The organism is Pseudomonas sp. Irchel s3b5, from assembly GCF_900187435.1.
Lineage (GTDB): Bacteria > Pseudomonadota > Gammaproteobacteria > Pseudomonadales > Pseudomonadaceae > Aquipseudomonas.
Genome location: NZ_FYDY01000010.1, coordinates 135126 through 151548, shown reverse-complemented (window position 1 = coordinate 151548; position 16423 = coordinate 135126). Strand labels below are relative to the sequence as shown.

At 59.0% G+C, this 16423-nt stretch carries 17 protein-coding genes; 5 read left to right on the top strand and 12 right to left on the bottom strand.

What is annotated here, in order from left to right:
• Positions 1-8: 8 nt before the first annotated feature.
• Entirely contained in the window at positions 9-908 is a 900-nt protein-coding gene (lpxO, locus tag CKW15_RS13975) for a lipid A hydroxylase LpxO (RefSeq protein ID WP_095056111.1), read from the top strand.
• A gap of 28 nt (positions 909-936) precedes the next feature.
• Here lpxO and CKW15_RS13970 read toward each other — a convergent pair whose 3' ends face one another.
• Entirely contained in the window at positions 937-1785 is an 849-nt protein-coding gene (locus CKW15_RS13970; RefSeq protein ID WP_095152246.1) for a Ku protein, read from the bottom strand.
• 192 nt (positions 1786-1977) lie between these two features.
• On the opposite strand from CKW15_RS13970, the gene CKW15_RS13965 reads away from it, so the two are divergent.
• Positions 1978-2325, top strand: a complete 348-nt coding sequence (locus tag CKW15_RS13965) for a hypothetical protein (RefSeq protein WP_095056113.1) — start codon at positions 1978-1980, stop codon at positions 2323-2325.
• A 51-nt stretch (positions 2326-2376) separates the two neighbouring features.
• A complete protein-coding gene (locus tag CKW15_RS13960; RefSeq protein ID WP_095152245.1) occupies positions 2377-3531 on the top strand; it encodes a PQQ-dependent sugar dehydrogenase in 1155 nt (384 codons plus the stop codon).
• 28 nt (positions 3532-3559) lie between these two features.
• On the opposite strand, the gene CKW15_RS13955 is transcribed toward CKW15_RS13960, so the two are convergent.
• Positions 3560-3895 carry a DUF2834 domain-containing protein gene (locus CKW15_RS13955; RefSeq protein ID WP_095152244.1) on the bottom strand — a complete coding sequence of 112 codons (336 nt, stop codon included), beginning with the start codon at positions 3893-3895 and terminating at the stop codon, positions 3560-3562.
• 246 nt (positions 3896-4141) lie between these two features.
• Here CKW15_RS13955 and ilvA point away from each other — a divergent pair, with 246 nt between their 5' ends.
• The gene (ilvA, locus tag CKW15_RS13950) at positions 4142-5155 is read left to right on the top strand and encodes a threonine ammonia-lyase, biosynthetic (RefSeq protein ID WP_095056116.1); all 1014 of its coding nucleotides are present in this window, start codon (positions 4142-4144) and stop codon (positions 5153-5155) included.
• A 20-nt stretch (positions 5156-5175) separates the two neighbouring features.
• Here ilvA and eco read toward each other — a convergent pair whose 3' ends face one another.
• Positions 5176-5658, bottom strand: a complete 483-nt coding sequence (eco, locus tag CKW15_RS13945; RefSeq protein ID WP_095056117.1) for a serine protease inhibitor ecotin — start codon at positions 5656-5658, stop codon at positions 5176-5178.
• A gap of 277 nt (positions 5659-5935) precedes the next feature.
• On the opposite strand from eco, the gene CKW15_RS13940 reads away from it, so the two are divergent.
• On the top strand, positions 5936-6202 hold the full coding sequence (locus CKW15_RS13940; protein ID WP_095056118.1) for a DUF1652 domain-containing protein: 267 nt from the start codon (positions 5936-5938) through the stop codon (positions 6200-6202).
• Between the two features lie 26 nt (positions 6203-6228).
• On the opposite strand, the gene CKW15_RS13935 is transcribed toward CKW15_RS13940, so the two are convergent.
• The 9 genes from CKW15_RS13935 to CKW15_RS13895 all read right to left on the bottom strand — a co-directional run bounded on the left by CKW15_RS13935 (position 6229) and on the right by CKW15_RS13895 (position 16368).
• Positions 6229-6495 carry a DUF2790 domain-containing protein gene (locus tag CKW15_RS13935; protein WP_095152243.1) on the bottom strand — a complete coding sequence of 89 codons (267 nt, stop codon included), beginning with the start codon at positions 6493-6495 and terminating at the stop codon, positions 6229-6231.
• Positions 6496-6695: 200 nt separating this feature from the next.
• A complete protein-coding gene (locus CKW15_RS13930; RefSeq protein ID WP_095152242.1) occupies positions 6696-7640 on the bottom strand; it encodes a carbohydrate kinase in 945 nt (314 codons plus the stop codon).
• Between the two features lie 13 nt (positions 7641-7653).
• Complete coding sequence (xylB, locus tag CKW15_RS13925; RefSeq protein WP_095152241.1) at positions 7654-9150, bottom strand: xylulokinase; 1497 nt, start codon at positions 9148-9150, stop codon at positions 7654-7656.
• 75 nt (positions 9151-9225) lie between these two features.
• Positions 9226-10698: a mannitol dehydrogenase family protein gene (locus tag CKW15_RS13920; RefSeq protein ID WP_095152240.1), complete on the bottom strand. Its 1473-nt coding sequence runs from the start codon at positions 10696-10698 to the stop codon at positions 9226-9228.
• A 16-nt stretch (positions 10699-10714) separates the two neighbouring features.
• A complete protein-coding gene (locus CKW15_RS13915; RefSeq protein ID WP_095152239.1) occupies positions 10715-11818 on the bottom strand; it encodes an ABC transporter ATP-binding protein in 1104 nt (367 codons plus the stop codon).
• A 167-nt stretch (positions 11819-11985) separates the two neighbouring features.
• Positions 11986-12816: a carbohydrate ABC transporter permease gene (locus CKW15_RS13910; RefSeq protein WP_095152238.1), complete on the bottom strand. Its 831-nt coding sequence runs from the start codon at positions 12814-12816 to the stop codon at positions 11986-11988.
• 8 nt (positions 12817-12824) lie between these two features.
• A complete protein-coding gene (locus CKW15_RS13905; protein ID WP_095152237.1) occupies positions 12825-13751 on the bottom strand; it encodes a carbohydrate ABC transporter permease in 927 nt (308 codons plus the stop codon).
• A 145-nt stretch (positions 13752-13896) separates the two neighbouring features.
• Positions 13897-15207 (bottom strand): sugar ABC transporter substrate-binding protein, encoded by a 1311-nt coding sequence (locus CKW15_RS13900; protein WP_095152236.1) that lies wholly within the window; start codon positions 15205-15207, stop codon positions 13897-13899.
• A 255-nt stretch (positions 15208-15462) separates the two neighbouring features.
• A complete protein-coding gene (locus tag CKW15_RS13895) occupies positions 15463-16368 on the bottom strand; it encodes an AraC family transcriptional regulator (RefSeq protein ID WP_095152253.1) in 906 nt (301 codons plus the stop codon).
• Between the last annotated feature and the right edge of the window lie 55 nt (positions 16369-16423).

Genomic DNA, 16423 nt, shown 5'->3' with positions numbered 1-16423 from the left:
ACGATTCCGTGAAAATCATCATTGCCGTTATCTACGTTGTATCGATTGCGTATGTTCATCTGCGGGGACGAGTGCGGCATAAACTCGGGCGTCAGCTCAGCGATCATTCGACGTTTCTGGCGCCGATCAATTGCTTCCTTTACCTGTTTTCGAAGATCCCCAACAAACCCTACCTCGATCCGGCCGACTTCCCTGACCTGAGTCCATTGCAGGTCCATTGGGAAGAAATTCGTGCCGAAGGTCAGAATTTGCTTCGGACCGGGGAAATCAAGCGTTCAAACCAGTATGACGATGTCGGGTTCAACTCGTTCTTCAAGACCGGCTGGAAACGCTTCTATCTCAAGTGGTACGGCGACAGTCACCCGTCAGCCATGAAACTTTGCCCGCGCACCACGGAGCTGGTGCAAAGCATCGGTTCGATCAAGGCGGCGATGTTCGCCGAGTTGCCTCCGGGTTCCAAACTGGTGCGCCACCGTGATCCGTATGCCGGTTCCTACCGCTATCACCTGGGCCTTGAAACGCCCAATGACGCCGGTTGTTACATCAATGTCGATGGCGAGAATTATCACTGGCGTGACGGCGAGGCAGTGATGTTCGACGAGACCTTCATTCATTACGCCGAAAACACCACGCATCAGAACCGCATCATTCTGTTCTGCGACGTCGAGCGTCCGATGAAGTATCGCTGGGCAGCAGCCTTCAATGGCTGGTTCAGTCGCAACGTGATGTCGGCGGCGGGTGCGCCGAATGATGTCGGCGACAAGACGGGCGGGATCAATCGCCTGTTCGGCAAGATCTACAAGATTCGCCTGCACGGCAAGGCGCTGAAGAAGCGTAATCGCAAACTTTACTACGCTCAGAAATGGTCGATTTTTGCCGGGCTGCTGGCGGTATTCGTTTTGATTTGAGGTCGGCAGCTCCTACAGACACTGAGCGTCATTTGCTGGCTTTTTTTCGCGCAGTCGGCTTGCTTTCCGCTTTGGGTTTGGCCGTAGTCTTGCCACCCAAACTGCGCTTGAGCAGTTCTGTCAGGTCAATCACATCCGCCGTTTTGCGTTCTTCCTCACCGGTGGCCGTTTCCACGTCTTCGATCTTGCCTTCATGGGCCTTCTTGTCCACCAGGGCCATGATCTTGTCTTCAAATTCATCCCGATAATCGTCCGGTGACCATTCGACACTCATGTCGGCCACCAGGCGCTTGGCCATGTCCAACTCGCCTTTGGTCAGTTCGGCCTTGGTGACGTCAGGGCCCAGCGCCAATTCGTCCAGGCTGCGGACTTCCGCCGGCCAGCGCAATTTCACCAACACCATGGCCGATTCCATGGGCATCAACGCCGCCAGGTATTGGCGGGTATGCAGCACCACTCGGGCCAGAGCGATCTTGCCGGTTTTGTCGAGGGTTTCGCGCAGCAGCGCATAGACTTTGCCTCCGCGTTTGTCCGGAGCCAGGTAATAGGGCGTGTCGATGTTCTGCAGCGGAATTTGAGTGCTGTCGACAAACGCGAAAATATCGATGGTCTGCGTCGACAGCGGATGCGCCGAACGAATTTCTTCTTCGCTGAGCACCACGTACCGACCCTTTTCATACTGCACGCCTTTGACGATGTGCTCCTTGGTGACTTCCTTGCCGGTGACCTTGTTGATTCGCTTGTAACCCACGGGGTCCATGCTGCGACTGTCGAGCCAGTCAAAATCCACCCCGTGGGACGATGTTGCCGAGACCAGCGCTACGGGAATGTGTACCAATCCGAAGCTGATCGCACCTTTCCAGATTGCCCGTGCCATGGTGGTCTACTCGCAAGTGATGTGTTCAGGTGACCCGTAGCGCCGGGCAAAAGTTTCCGCTGTTTTCGGTCAGGTGCCGAGGTCGGATCAACGTCGTGTTACATCTTGCGGGGGAGGTTTTTGTTAACAAATGCGAACCCCGGGCGTAGCGTGGCATCGAAGACCCTATCGACCTGATACAACGAGGCCCTCATGAATCGTTTCCTGCCCGCTACCCTTGTGCTGGCCTTGAGTGGCGTATTGAGTCCCGTGGCCCGCGCGGATGCCGCGACCATGTTGATGGTGGCTCAGAACCTGCCGGGCGGCGCCAACAACAATCCTTACAACAGCCCGATTCGCCGGGCCAACCCCAACAGCATGCAGGGCACGCAACCCAACGCTCCGGCGATCCGCAGCCCCAACACCGTGCCGGTGCCGCGTCCGCCGACACTCGATAACGGCGGAATCGGCAATCGCTATCCCGCCCAGCCAGCCCCCGCCGGCCCGCCGAAATTCATCCCCAATCCGCCTCCCCGAGATACCGGTAGCAGCAACCGTTGAACGGCAGGGCTGATGCCTTGCTGGCCACTCTGACGAGAAAAGGAATTGTGCATGTTGCGTAAAATTTTACTGGGCACCGTGTGTGCCAGTGCATTGATCACCACCGCAACCGTGTCATTGGCGCAGGCCTCCCAAGACATCAAAAGTGAGCAGGGCACCCTTGAGGTCACCCCGGTTGTGACGGGGTTGGAGCACCCTTGGGCAGTGGCGTTTCTGCCTGACCGCCAGGGGATGCTGGTGACGGAACGGCCCGGCAATCTGCGGCGGGTGACGGTCGATGGCAAACTGTCCGCGCCACTCAACGGCGTGCCCACGGTCTGGGCCAAGGGGCAGGGCGGTTTGCTCGACGTGGTGTTGTCACCCGATTTCAAGCAAGACCGAATGGTGTACCTGTCCTACGCAGAAGGCGGTGGTCCGGACGGCAAGGCAGGTACAGCGGTGGGGCGCGGTCGGTTGACCGAAGACTTTTCGGGCCTGAAGGATTTTCAGGTGATCCTGCGCCAGGAACCCAAGCTGTCGGTGGGCAACCATTTCGGTTCACGGCTGGTGTTCGACCGCGATGGTTATCTGTTCGTGACCCTGGGGGAAAACAACGACCGCTCGACTGCCCAGGATCTGGACAAGCTGCAAGGCAAGGTGGTGCGCATCTTCCCGGACGGCAAGGTGCCCAAAGACAACCCTTTCGTCGGTCAGGCCAACGTTCGCCCGGAAATCTGGACCTACGGCCAGCGCAACCCACAAGGCGCAGCATTGAACCCATGGACCGGTACGTTGTGGGAAAACGAACACGGTCCGCGTGGAGGTGACGAGATCAACATCATTGAGCGTGGGAAAAACTACGGCTGGCCATTGGCGACCCACGGCATCAACTATTCCGGGCAGCCTATTCCCGAAGCCGAAGGAGAAACCGCCGAAGGCACCGCTGCCCCGAACCATGTCTGGGAAAAATCCCCGGGGCTGAGCGGCATTGCGTTCTACGACGCCGATCGTTTCAAGGTGTGGCAGCACAACGTGTTTATCGGCGCGTTGGTGAGTCAGGAACTGATCCGTCTGGAGTTCGACGGCGATAAAGTGGTGCACGAGGAGCGCTTGCTCGGAGATTGGAACAAGCGCATTCGCGATGTGCGTCAAGGGCCGGACGGGTATTTGTATGTACTCACCGATGAGGAAAACGGTGGGCTCTACAAGGTCGGCCTCAAGCAGTGAGTGGTTCGGCAATGGGTGAGCTGGCGGATCAGCGTTGCTGAGGCGCACTCACGGGTTGCTTGCGGTTTTGAATCCCACGAACCACCAGATACAACAACGGCCCGATGGATACAAAAATGGCGGTGATCAACAGATAGGGCAGTACCGATAACACCGACTGCCCACGTTTGCGCGCATCCTGGTACATCCAGATGCCCGCCAGCGTCGCCAGTAAATACAGATCAATCACCACTTGCGCCGTGTCCGGGCGCGACATCAGGCTGATGCCGAAGTCGATCAGCGACTGTTCGGCTGCGAGCATCACCGAAACGGTGTAGCCGGCAAAGGCGATGAGGGCAATCAGCGGCAGGGCAATGGTCTTCATGCTTTCCTTCCTTGGGATGATGAGCGGAATGACCAGACTACGGTGGTCGCCACAAACTTGCCATTGACTTGCTATCAACGCCCGGCTAATTTCGAGCCATGACTTCCCTCGTATTGCGCTGCCAGCCAAGCATTATTACCGCCATTCCTCATTTGGCGGGCTAGCTCACATCTGCAGCACCCAACCCGCCCTAGAGGCGGGTTTTCATTTTCTGTCTCCGGGTCCCAATCAATGTCAGGAGACGATATGAATTGCACAACCGAACAACAGACCTTGCTGGAACACTACGTCAAAAAGATCCTTGCGGCGCCGGTGTACGAGTTGGCCGTGCGCACGCCGTTGCAACCTGCGCACGCATTGTCGGAGATGTTGGGTAACCAGATCCTGCTCAAGCGCGAAGATTTGCAGCCTACCTTTTCGTTCAAGATTCGGGGTGCCTACAACAAGCTGGTGCAACTGAGCGATGCGCAAAAGGCGAGCGGTGTAGTGACGGCCTCTGCCGGCAACCATGCTCAGGGCGTGGCGCTGGCCGCACGGGAGTTGGGAATCGATGCGTGCATCGTCATGCCGTGTACGACACCGCAATTGAAGGTGCTCGGCGTTCGCAGTCGGGGCGCCGACGCGGTGTTGCATGGCGAGAGCTTCCCGTTTGCGCTGGCCTATGCGCTGGACCTTGCGCGCAAAACCGGTCGTACCTTTGTTTCGCCTTTTGACGATCCGGACGTCATTGCCGGGCAGGGCACTGTCGCGATGGAAATCCTGCGTCAGCATCAAGGCCCGCTGGATGCGATTTTCGTTCCGGTCGGTGGCGGCGGTTTGATCGCGGGCATCGCAGCCTATGTCAAATACTTGAGGCCCGAGGTGCGGATCATTGGTGTCGAGTCGGAGCACTCTGCGTGCCTGCACGCTGCGTTGCAGGCGGGTGAGCGCGTCGTCCTGCCCAGTGTCGGCACTTTTGCCGATGGTGTGGCCGTTGCACAAGTCGGCGCTTACGGTTTTGAGGTCTGCCGTTTCTGCGTCGATGAAGTGGTGACCGTCAGCAATGACGAGCTTTGCGCGGCAATCAAGAATATCTACGACGATACCCGCTCGATCACCGAGCCTTCCGGTGCATTGGCGGTGGCCGGGATCAAAAACTACGTGGCTCGCACCGGTGCTGTGGGGCAGACGCTGGTGGCGATCGATTCGGGAGCCAACATCAATTTCGATAGCCTGGGGTATGTGGCCGAACGCGCCGCGTTGAGCGGCGCACTCGCTTGAGGGCGGGCAGCGGCGGCCGGTTATTCCTGAACGGCTTTCTCAACCTTGCTCGATGCCGACCAGATTCGATAGCGCACTTCGATGTCTTGGGGCACATACAGTACAATCGGCAGTTTGCTGTTGTAGCGCAGCAGAAAGCCGTCGCCAACCACCGGGACAAAGCCCGGTTGGCTCTTGCCGTCCGGGCAGGCCATGAGGGTGCTCATCGGGCCGATGACATTTTCCAGGCGGTAGAACGGGTAGCCCCAGCCTTCGAGATTTTTTTCTTCGAGGATGCCGCCCAGACGTGGGCGATTGCAGTCCACGGGCAGGGTCTTGCCGGCGAGGATTTCGACCTGGAAGTCCTCTTCCCGTGATTGCGGGGCCAAATGAATGACCTGGCGGGTGAAACCACTCTCGGCTTTGGGGAAGGGCGCGACCGTTTCCAGTTTCGCGGCCTGCACCAGGCTGGACAGCCCCACAGCGATCAACCCGAGAGTCGTGTTTACGGTCAAAGAACCCATGTTGCCTCCTTGCTGTGATGAATGGCCGCATTCTCTCTGCCGTCAGCGGTGAATGCAAATCCGGCGTGAACGTGCAAAGTGCAGTACGCGGCTAGGGCGTTCTTGCAAGTTGCACGACAGTCTGTTCGAGCGCTTCGGCTAACCTTTTGTTTTACCGACGAACCGGGCTGCGAAAATCAAGGCATGTTTTATGCTGTATCTGTTCTTAAGTCCGCCGGAATTTTATTTGAGCGGGCGTCTGGTTTTTACCGGCAGTGTCATAAAGGAGAGGGTCGCCATGTTTTTATCTGCCTTGGAACTTCGCAACATCATTGAAAGCAGTTTTCTGCCCAAGCGCTGTCAATGCACCCTGTCTCCCGAGCTCATGATGACTATTAAGGTCTTTGCCGATGGGCGAACCGATCAACTTGATTTTTCGGTCACCGATATCGATGCCTCGCAGTTGAATGGCTGTCGGGAAATCAACGAGCTGATTGCTCGTTTGCGCACCAGTAAGCACCCCATCGAGGTCGAACCGCGTTCGACGCTGGATAAGGCACTTTAGGCCGGTTTTGGTATCGGTGTAGTCGGTCAGCCTTGGTTCTCGCAGGCATCGGACAGTTTGCGGTAGGAAATTTCTGCGGGCTGGCCGTTTTCATCGAGGTACTTCATATCGGCGCTCACCACTTTGCACTCCAGGGTGGAGGGCTCGGTCAGCGAGATGACTTTACTGACGTGCAGGGGCATGCCGTAGTGATAAGGCACGGCTTGTGAGGTCGAGGTGTCGTTGGCCTGGGCCAGGCCGGCAAACGCGGTGCAGGCGAGTGCGGCGGTCAGCAGCAATGTGCGCGTATTCATGAACGATCTCCGGTGCGGTCGGAAAGACAGTTCGACGTGTCGTCGAACCTGCCGCACTGGGCGTCAGAGAGAACTGAGGGCGTGCGGTCCAGTGAATGATTAGACCGCACGGTTAAGCGATCGTTAACCCGACTGAACGCCGCTTGTCGGCTCACACGATCTCTGTAGGAGCGAGCTTGCTCGCGATGAGGCCCTCAGATTCAGTCCATGCCTATCTGATGCCGATAAGGCAGATCCGGCCCGGTCTTGCTGCATGTCAGCGCAGCTGCCTGCACAGCAAACCGAACCATGGCATCGATCTGATCGCGACGGAGCCGTGCCAACTCTTCCACCGAGTCCAGCTGGTGCTCGGTCAGCCAGCCAATCAACGCCGCCTGAAAGGTATCGCCGGCACCCACCGTGTCGGCGATCTTCACCGCAAGGGCCGGGATCGACCACGAACCGTGGACGCGGCTGAACACGCTCGCGCCTTCACCGCCCCGGGTCAGGAATACCAGCTGACAGCGGTGCTGCAACCAGCCGTCGATCACCCGCGCCGGGTCCTGTCCGGGATACAACAAATGCAGATCCTCGTCGCTGACTTTGATCAGGTCGGCCATTTCCACCAGCGTCGCAATGCGTTCACGCCACAGCTCGATGTTCGGCTCCGGGTTGAGTCGAACGTTCGGGTCGAGGCTGATCAGGCGCTTGCCGCTTTCCCGGCGCACCAATGCCAGCAGTGTGTCGGCAATCGGCTGCACCACCAGCGAAAATGATCCGATGTGCAAACCACGCACCTCTGGCCCCAGTGTCGGCAGGTGTTCCGGTTTCAGTTGTCGGTCGGCGCAGCCTTCGCCCCGAAAGCTGTACTGCGGCGAACCATTGGCCCCGACAGCGACCATCGCCAGCGTGCTCGGCGCATCGAAGTCCAGCAGATAATCGGTGCATACGCCTTCGTCCTGCAGCACTTGCAGCAAGCGGCGGCCGAGATAGTCGGTCGACAGGCCGGCCAGCAACCCGGCCTCTACACCCAGGCGGCGCAAGCCCACGGCCACGTTGAAGGGCGACCCGCCGGCAATCGCCTTGAAATTCACTGTCGAAGCCAGCCCGCTCGCGTCGTGTTCACTGAAGAAGTCGAACAGCGCTTCGCCACACACCAGATACATAGTTGATCACTCTTTAAAGGGTTGCGACATGCTGTTGATAGCGTTCATAGGCCTGCTGAGAGGCCGCCACGTTTTCGGCGATCGGTAGCGTTTCGCTGGTTGGATCGAGTTTCACGCAACGTGCGCACAGTTCTGCCAGGCTGACCTCATGCCCATTCGTCAGGGACGTACACCACGCCGCTTGAATCGCCGCCCCGAGGGCAGCGGCTTCGCTTTGTTCGGTACAAATCACCGGTGTATTCATGGTGTCGGCGACGATCTGGCGCCACACCGGGCTTTTCGAGCCACCGCCGATCAGGCAAATGCGCAGGCTTTGTATGCCATTGTGCCGTAGCAGGTCCAGTCCGTATCGCAGCCCGAAGGTCGTGCCTTCGACCACCGCACGGCACAGATTGGCTTTGGTCAGGTTGGTCATGGTCAGCCCCAAAAGGCTGCCGCTGGCGTGGGGCAGGGCGGGGACGCGTTCACCATTGAGAAACGGCAGCATGCGCACGCCCTCGGCACCGATCGGCGCGTGCCCTACCATTTTATTGAACTGCTCGACGTCGAGGTCCAGCAGTTCGCGAATCAGCCCGGTGGCGTTGGTCAGGTTCATGGTGCAGATCAACGGCAACCAACCGCCGCTGGATGAACAGAATGTCGCGACTGCCGCCTCGGGGAAGACCTGCGGTTGATCGGTACAGGCATAGACCGTGCCGGAGGATCCGAGGCTCATGGTGATAGCACCGGGCTGGATGTTGCCGGTGCCGATCGCGCCCATCATGTTGTCACCGCCACCGCTGGATACCAGTGCCTGCGGGTTGATGCCCAAGTGTTGGGCGATATCCGGCAAAATCGTGCCCACCGCCTCGTGAGCGTCGATCAGTTCCGGTAATGCATGTGCCAGGCGCCCGCTTGGGTCGATATCGCGCAGCAGTTGCAAGTCCCACTGCCGGTTGCGCACGTTGAAGTAACCGGTGCCTGATGCGTCACCGTACTCGCTGCAACAGCGCCCGGTGAGCCAGAAATTCAGGTAATCATGGGGCAGCAGAATGTGGGCGATGCGCGAGAAAACCTCGGGCTGCTGCTCCCGAGTCCAGAGTAGTTTTGAAACGGTGTAGCCCGGCGCGATGACCAAGCCCAAGCGCTCCAGCGAGCCTTGTTCGCCGCTCAGATGTTCGAGCAGACGGTCATTTTCCGCCGTGGTTTCGGTGTCGCACCAGAGCTTGGCCGGGCGCAGGACCTGGCCTTGTTCATCGAGCAACACCAGGCCGTGTTGCTGGCCCGAGACGCCGATGCCAAGGATGTCCTGGCCATCGACATCGGCCGCCAGCAAGGCGCGACGGGTGGCGAGGGCGAAGGCCTCCAGCCACTGGCCCGTGTCCTGCTCGCGACGGCCATTGACGTCGCTGATCAGCGTGTGAGCGGCGGCGCCCAACCCCAGCACCTCGCCGCTGACGGCATCGAGAATGATGGCTTTAGTGCCTTGGGTGCCGCAGTCGATGCCGAGGAATAATGGTTGGGTTGGCATGGCAGGTCCTTGGTGTGTCAGGTCGGTTTTTGTGATGCCATTCGCGAGCAGGCGCCAGTTGTTACACCCCAAAACTCACACCAAAACCCATTCCAACGTCCGCGAAACCCCGACCTCCCGCAAACTGTCGCAGCACCATTCGAACGCCGCGACGAACTCAGGTGAACGGGGAATCACTGTCCCGAAAATCTCTTCGACACCCAACAGTCGCTGGGCCATCAACGCATCGTCGAGCACCAAGGCCTGGCAGAACGCCGCTCGCGGATCCGCAATGGCGTAGGTGTCGCCATTTTCATCCACCCCCTTCAAATACAACGCCCAAGCCGCCACCACCAGCGCTGCGCGTTTTGTGTCTCGCCCGTCAGCAATCAAGCGATTGATCGTCGGCACAATGAACTTGGGAAATTTCGACGAACCGTCCGAACACACGCGTTCCAGTTGATCGGCAATCGCCTGATTGGAGAAACGCGTGACCAGCGTGTTTTTGTACGCGGTCAATTCAATGCCCGGCACCGGCGACAGTTGCGGGGTGACGTCCAGGTCCATGTAGGCGCGCATGTAACGCACCAACAGTGGGTCGTTCATGGTTTCGTTGACGAAACGGTAACCCTTGAGGAAACCGAGGTAAGTCAGGGCCAGATGACTGCCGTTGAGCAGTTTGATCTTCATGTCCTCGTAGGGCGTGACGTCGTCGGTGAACTGCACGCCAACTTTTTCCCAGGCGGGACGACCGCTAACAAACTTGTCTTCCAGCACCCACTGCGCAAACGGTTCGCAGACCACCGGCCACGCATCGTCGACGCCATGCTTGTCGGCCAATTGCAGGCGATGTTCGATGCTGGTCATCGGGGTGATGCGGTCGACCATGGCATTGGGGAAGCTCACATGATGTTCGATCCACTCCTGCAAATCGTCACCGCGCAACGCGGCGAAGGCCAACAGGGCCTTGCGGGTCACTGCGCCGTTGTGCGGCAGGTTATCGCAGGACATCAAGGTAAATGCCGGCGTGCCTGCCGCGCGGCGTTTGGCCAGCGCGGCGCAGAGAAACCCGAACACGGTAAGCGGAGCAGCCGGGTTCGCCAGATCGTGCTGGATTTGCGGGAGGTGTGCCATGAATTCGCCGTTGCTGTCGTCGATGCAGTAACCACCTTCGGTGATGGTCAGCGAGACGATGCGGATCTCAGGGCTGGCGAGCTTATCGATCAGCGCTTGAGCACTGTCCTCGGCCAGCAACATGTCGCGAATGGCGCCGACGACCCGGACTTCGGTTTCGCCGCTATCACCCAATTCAAACAGGGTGAACAGATAATCCTGTTCTTGAAGATCGTCGCGGGCACGCCGGTCTTCACGGCGCAGCCCGATGCCGCAAATCGCCCAGTCGAGGCCTTCGCCGGTGTTCATCAAGGCATCGGTGTAATACGCCTGATGCGCTCGATGGAAGCCGCCGACGCCGATGTGGGCGATGCCTTGGCGGATGTCGCTCAAGGTATAGGCGGGCAGGGCGACCTCAGGAGCAAGGCGGTAGAGATTCTGTTGGTTGAGTTTCATCGCAGGCTCTCTGAGATCAGGCGGCAACGCGCAAGGGACGGGTCAGCGCCACGCCGTCTGCATCGAATAAATGGCAGTGCCGGGCGTCCAGGTGCAGGCTCAAGGTCTCGCCGTAACGACTCGCGAGGTCGCCGCGCACGCGCATGGTCAAGGCTTCGCCGGAGGCGGTGCGCACATGGCAGAAGGTGTCGCTGCCCAGACGTTCGCTGACATCGGCGGTGACTTGCAACGTGCAGTCGTCCGATTCGGCCAACGCCAGATGTTCCGGGCGAATGCCCAGTGTCACCGCGCCGCCGACGCTAAGCGTTGCGCCGCTCAAGGGCAGGCTGATGCGGGTGCCGGCGTCCAGTTGCACTTCACAACACTGACTGTCGACGCGGGTGAGCTTGCCCTTGAGGAAACCCATTTTCGGTGTGCCGAGAAAACCTGCGACAAACAGGTTGGCCGGTTGGTGGTACAGGTCCAGCGGCGAACCGACCTGCTCGATCCTGCCGCCATTGAGCACGACGACTTTGTCGGCCATGGTCATGGCTTCGACCTGATCGTGCGTCACGTAGATCATCGTCGCTTGCAGCTCTTTGTGCAGGCGCAGCAGTTCCAGACGCATTTGCACCCGCAGGGCCGCGTCGAGGTTGGACAGCGGTTCGTCGAACAGGAAAATTTTCGGGTTGCGCACAATTGCCCGGCCGATCGCCACCCGTTGACGCTGGCCACCAGACAGTTGCTTGGGCTTGCGTTCCAGCATCGGCCCCAGTTCGAGAATGCGCGCTGCTTCGCCGACTTTCTTTTCCACTTCGGCCTTGGGGACTCCGGCCAGATCGAGGGCGAACGACATGTTCTTGCGCACGCTCATGTGTGGGTACAAGGCGTAGGTCTGGAACACCATCGCCAGGTCACGCTTGGCCGGGCTGACTTCGGTGATGTCGCGGCCATCGAGCTCGATGGCGCCGCCGCTGACTTCTTCCAGGCCAGCGATCAGGCGCAGCAGGGTGGATTTACCGCAACCCGAGGGACCGACGAAGACCACGAACTCTTTGTCGTTCACTTCAAGGTCAATGCCCTTGATGATGGAAAAGCCTTCGAAGCCTTTTTGCAGATTCTTGATTTTCAGGTTGGCCATGACGATGAGCCTCCGTTTGTTTTTATTCAGATTGAGCCGATCAGGCTTTTTGTAGGAGCCGGCTTGCTGGCGATGACGACCGCAAGCGCGATGCAAATTTCGAGGGCCGCATCGCCAGCAAGCCGGCTCCTGCAAGGGATTGCGTTGGGGCAGCAATCCGGGTCGATTCATTTCACGGCGCCGAACGACAACCCGCGTACCAGTTGTTTCTGGCTGATCCAGCCGAAGATCAGGATCGGTGCGCAGGCCAGCGTCGAGACCGCCGATAACTTGGCCCAGAACAACCCTTCGGGGCTTGAGTACGATGCGATCAGCGCGGTCAGTGGCGCGGCTTTCGACGAGGTCAGGTTCAAGGACCAGAACGCCTCGTTCCAACACAGGATCAGCGACAACAACACTGTGGAGGCCAGTCCGCCCTTGGCGATCGGCAGCAGCACCCGGACCATTTCCTGCCACAACGTGGCGCCATCGAGACGAGCGGCTTCGAGGATGTCTTTGGGGATGTCCTTGAAGTAGGTGTAAATCATCCAGACCACAATCGGCAGGTTGATCAGCGTGTAGATCACGATCAGCGCAATGCGCGTGTCGAGCAGGCCGAAGCTCTTGGCCAGCAGGTAGATCGGCATCAGCACGCCCACCGGCGGCAGCATCTTGGTCGAGAGCATCCACAACAGGGTGCCTTTGGTGCGTTGGGTTTCGTAGAACGCCATCGAGTAGGCCGCCGGCACCGCGATCAGCAGGCTCAGGGCCGTGGCGCTGAAGGAAATCACCACCGAGTTCCAGGCGAAACTGAAGTAATCGCTGCGCTCGTTGATGTGCAGGTAATTCTCCAGGGTCGGCATGAAGAAGAACTGCGGCGGTGTGGCGAAGGCGTCGATCTCGGTTTTGAAACTGGTCAGCACCATCCAGGAAATCGGGAAAAAAACCAGGATCGCGATAGCCCAGGCCAGCGTGCCGAGCAACAGGCTTTGCAAACGACGGGATTGTTGAAGGGTCATGGCAGGCCTCAGGCTTTGTCTGTCAGGTTTTTACCGATCATCCGCACCAGCACGATGGCCGCGACATTGGCGATGACCACCGCAATCAAGCCGCCAGCGGACGCCATGCCGACGTCGAACTGCACCAGCGCCTGGTTGTAGATGAGGTAGGCGAGGTTGGTCGAGGCATAGCCGGGGCCGCCGTTGGTGGTGGTGAAGATTTCGGCGAACACCGAGAGCAGGAAGATGGTTTCGATCATCACCACCACCGCAATCGGCCGTGCCAGGTGCGGCAGGGTCAAGTGCCAGAAGATCGCGATGGGGCCGGCACCGTCCAGGCGTGCGGCTTCTTTCTGTTCCTGGTCGAGGGACTGCATGGCGGTCATCAAAATCAGGATGGCGAACGGCAGCCATTGCCACGAGACAATGATGATGATCGACAGCAGCGGGTAGTGCGCCAGCCAGTCCACCGGTTGCGCGCCGAACAGTTTCCAGACGTAGGCGAGAATCCCCGACACCGGATGGAAAATCAGGTTCTTCCAGATCAGTGCACCCACCGTGGGCATGATGAAGAACGGCGAGATCAGCAGCACCCGCACGATGCCGCGACCGAGAAACTCACTGGCCTCCAGCAACGCACTGATCAACACGCCGAACACCACGCTGATCAGCAGCACGCTGCCCACCAGCAACAACGTATTGGTGGCGCCGGGCAGGAAGCCCGAGTCCGTCAGGAAATAAGAGAAGTTCTCCAGCCCGACAAATTCGTTTTCACCCGGATCAAGCAGGTTGTAGCGGATCATCGAGAAGTAGAGGGTCATGCCCAGAGGCGCGATCATCCACAACAGCAGCAGCGCTACCGAAGGGCTGACCAGGAACCAGCCGGGGTTGGCCACGCGGCTTTTGCGCTGGGGCTGGGCAATATCCATATGAGCTTTGGCAGTTAAAGTATTCATGGTGTTAAACCGATTGGGAACGAGAGGATGCTTGGCGCAAGACCTGTAGGAGCTGGCTTGCCAGCGATGGATGCGACGCCGATCTATAGACGTACCGCGTTAGCGTTCATCGCCGGCAAGCTGGCTCCTACAGGAGGGGGTGGGGTTACTTGGGATAACCTGCGCGCTTCATTTCGCGTTCAGTGGTTTGCTGGGCCGCCGCCAGGGCCTGGTCGACTGTGGTCTGGCCGATCAGTGCCGCCGAGAAGGATTTGCCGACCTGGGTGCCAATGCCCTGGAACTCGGGAATGGTCACCAACTGAATCCCGATGTAAGGCACCGCCCTGGCGCCCGGCTTGCTCGGGTCGGCGGCTTTGAGCGACTCCAGGGTGACCTGGGCGAACGGCGCGGCGCTCATGTACGCCTCGCTGTAGGTCGAGGCCCGCGTGCTCGGTGGTACGTTGACGATGCCGTCTTTTTCCGCGACCAGGGCCCCGTATTCCTTGGACGTGGCCCAGGCACTGAAAATTTTAGCCGCGTCCTTGGCTTTGGAACTGGTGGGAATGGCCAGTGCCCAGGAGTACAACCAGGCCGAGCCCTTGTCGGTGACCTGATGCGGCGCATAGGTGAAACCGACGTGATCGGCGACCTTGCTCTGGGTCTTGTCGGTAACGAACGAGCCGGCGACGCTGGCATCGACCCAGATCGCGCATTTGCCGCTGTTGAACAGCGCCAGATTTTCGTTGAAACCATTGCTCGACGCCCCCGGCGGGCCGGATGCCTTCATGGTGTCGACGTAGAAGTTCAGCGCGTTTTTCCACTCTGGTCCGCTGAATTCCGGTTTCCACTGTTCATCAAACCAACGTGCGCCATAGGCATTGGCGACGGTGCTGATCAACGCCATGTTCTCGCCCCAACCGGCCTTGCCTCGCAGGCATATTCCGTACTGCTCTTTGTCTTTGTGGGTGAGTTTGCTGGCGAACTCGCCGATCTGTTCCCAGGTCGGCTGTTCGGGCATGGTCAGGCCGGCGTCCTTGAACAGGTCGGTGCGGAAATAGGTGATGGAACTCTCCGCGTAAAACGGCAGGGCATACAGCGAACCCTTTACCGACAGGCCTTCACGAACTGATGGAAACACGTCATCGAGCGCATAACTGGCCGGCAGGTCGGTCATCGGCTCCAGCCAACCCTTGGCTCCCCAGAGTGCGGCTTCGTACATGCCGATGGTGAGCACGTCGAACTGCCCGCCCCGGGTGGCGATGTCGGTGGTCAGGCGTTGGCGCAGGACGTTTTCCTCCAGCACCACCCAATTGAGCTTGATGTCCGGGTGCTCGGCCTCGAAGGTTTTCGAGAGCTTTTGCATGCGGATCATGTCGCTGTTATTGACGGTGGCGATGGTCAGTGTCTGGGCGCCGAGGCTGACGCTGCTGACGGTCAGGCAGGTGAGGGCAAGCACAGCTTTTACGGAAGGTCGCATCGTGCACTCCTGTTCTGCACCCGGTAGGTTGCAGAAGGACAGTTATTGTTTTTGTGTCTTCCGAGGGCAGGAAGAAGTGCGCTGATTACAACGTTCTATCGAGGGCGAGACAAATCGTCCGTCGCACTTTCATCGATACTATTTTGCACTGGGTTCTGGAGCGGTAGACGCACGGGGAGGGGTTACATCGATGGAACGCAAAAAAGATCGCAGCCTCCGGCAGCTCCTACCGTTGGAACGCGATCTTTTGATCTTTTAACCCAAGTTTTGCTCGGTCAGTCGCTGCACGGCCAGGCGTCGATAATGCGACGGGGTCATGCCTCTGAGCTGCTGAAAACGCCGATTGAAATTGGAAATATTATTGAACCCCGACTCGAAGCAAACATCGGTCACCGATTTGTTGCCGTCTGCCAACAATTCGCAGGACTTGCTGATACGCAGGCGATTTACGAACTCGATGAAGCAACGCCCGGTAGCCTGCTTGAACACCCGGCTGAAGTACGTGGGCTTCATGCCCAAATGGTCGGCGACTTCTTCCAGCGGAAGCTCGCGCGCATAGTGAGTGAAGATGTAGTCCACCGCGCGGTTGGTGCGGTCGATGTTGTGCTCGTCGGCCAGTTGCGGTGTTGTTGCACCGGACAGCAATTGGTAGTCGTCTGTGGCCGCGAGCAATTCCAGCAGGATGAAAAAATGCCCGAGCCGCGTCATGCCCGTGGTGTCGGCAATGCGTTGCATCAGGCTCATTGCCTGCCGAATGGTGTCTTGGGAACGAAACTCGATACCGTACTTCGCACGCTCCAGCAGCGGCACCAGGGTCTTCAATTCGGCGAATACCTGGGTGCCGTTGTCGAACAACTCGTCGGTGAAATTCACCAGCATGTCGCGCTTGGGCACCACTTCATCTTCGGCCACCTGGCTGATCCAGTTATGGGGCAGGTTGGGGCCGGTCAGGAACAGGGTTTGGGGATAGAAGTTGCCGATGTAGTCGCCGATGAACACCTTCCCGGAACTGGCGACGATCAGGTGCAACTCGTATTCCTTGTGAAAATGCCAGCGCACCAAAGGGCAGGGAAAACCATGCTGACGGTAGATGATGGACAGGCCGTTGTGGTCGTCCATCAATTCGTAGGAAGGGTCGGTGACTCTGGCGGTGCGTGTCATGTCCGGTGTGGTCTTCTTGTTTTCCAGGCGCCAATCATGCACCCCCGCCCAAGAC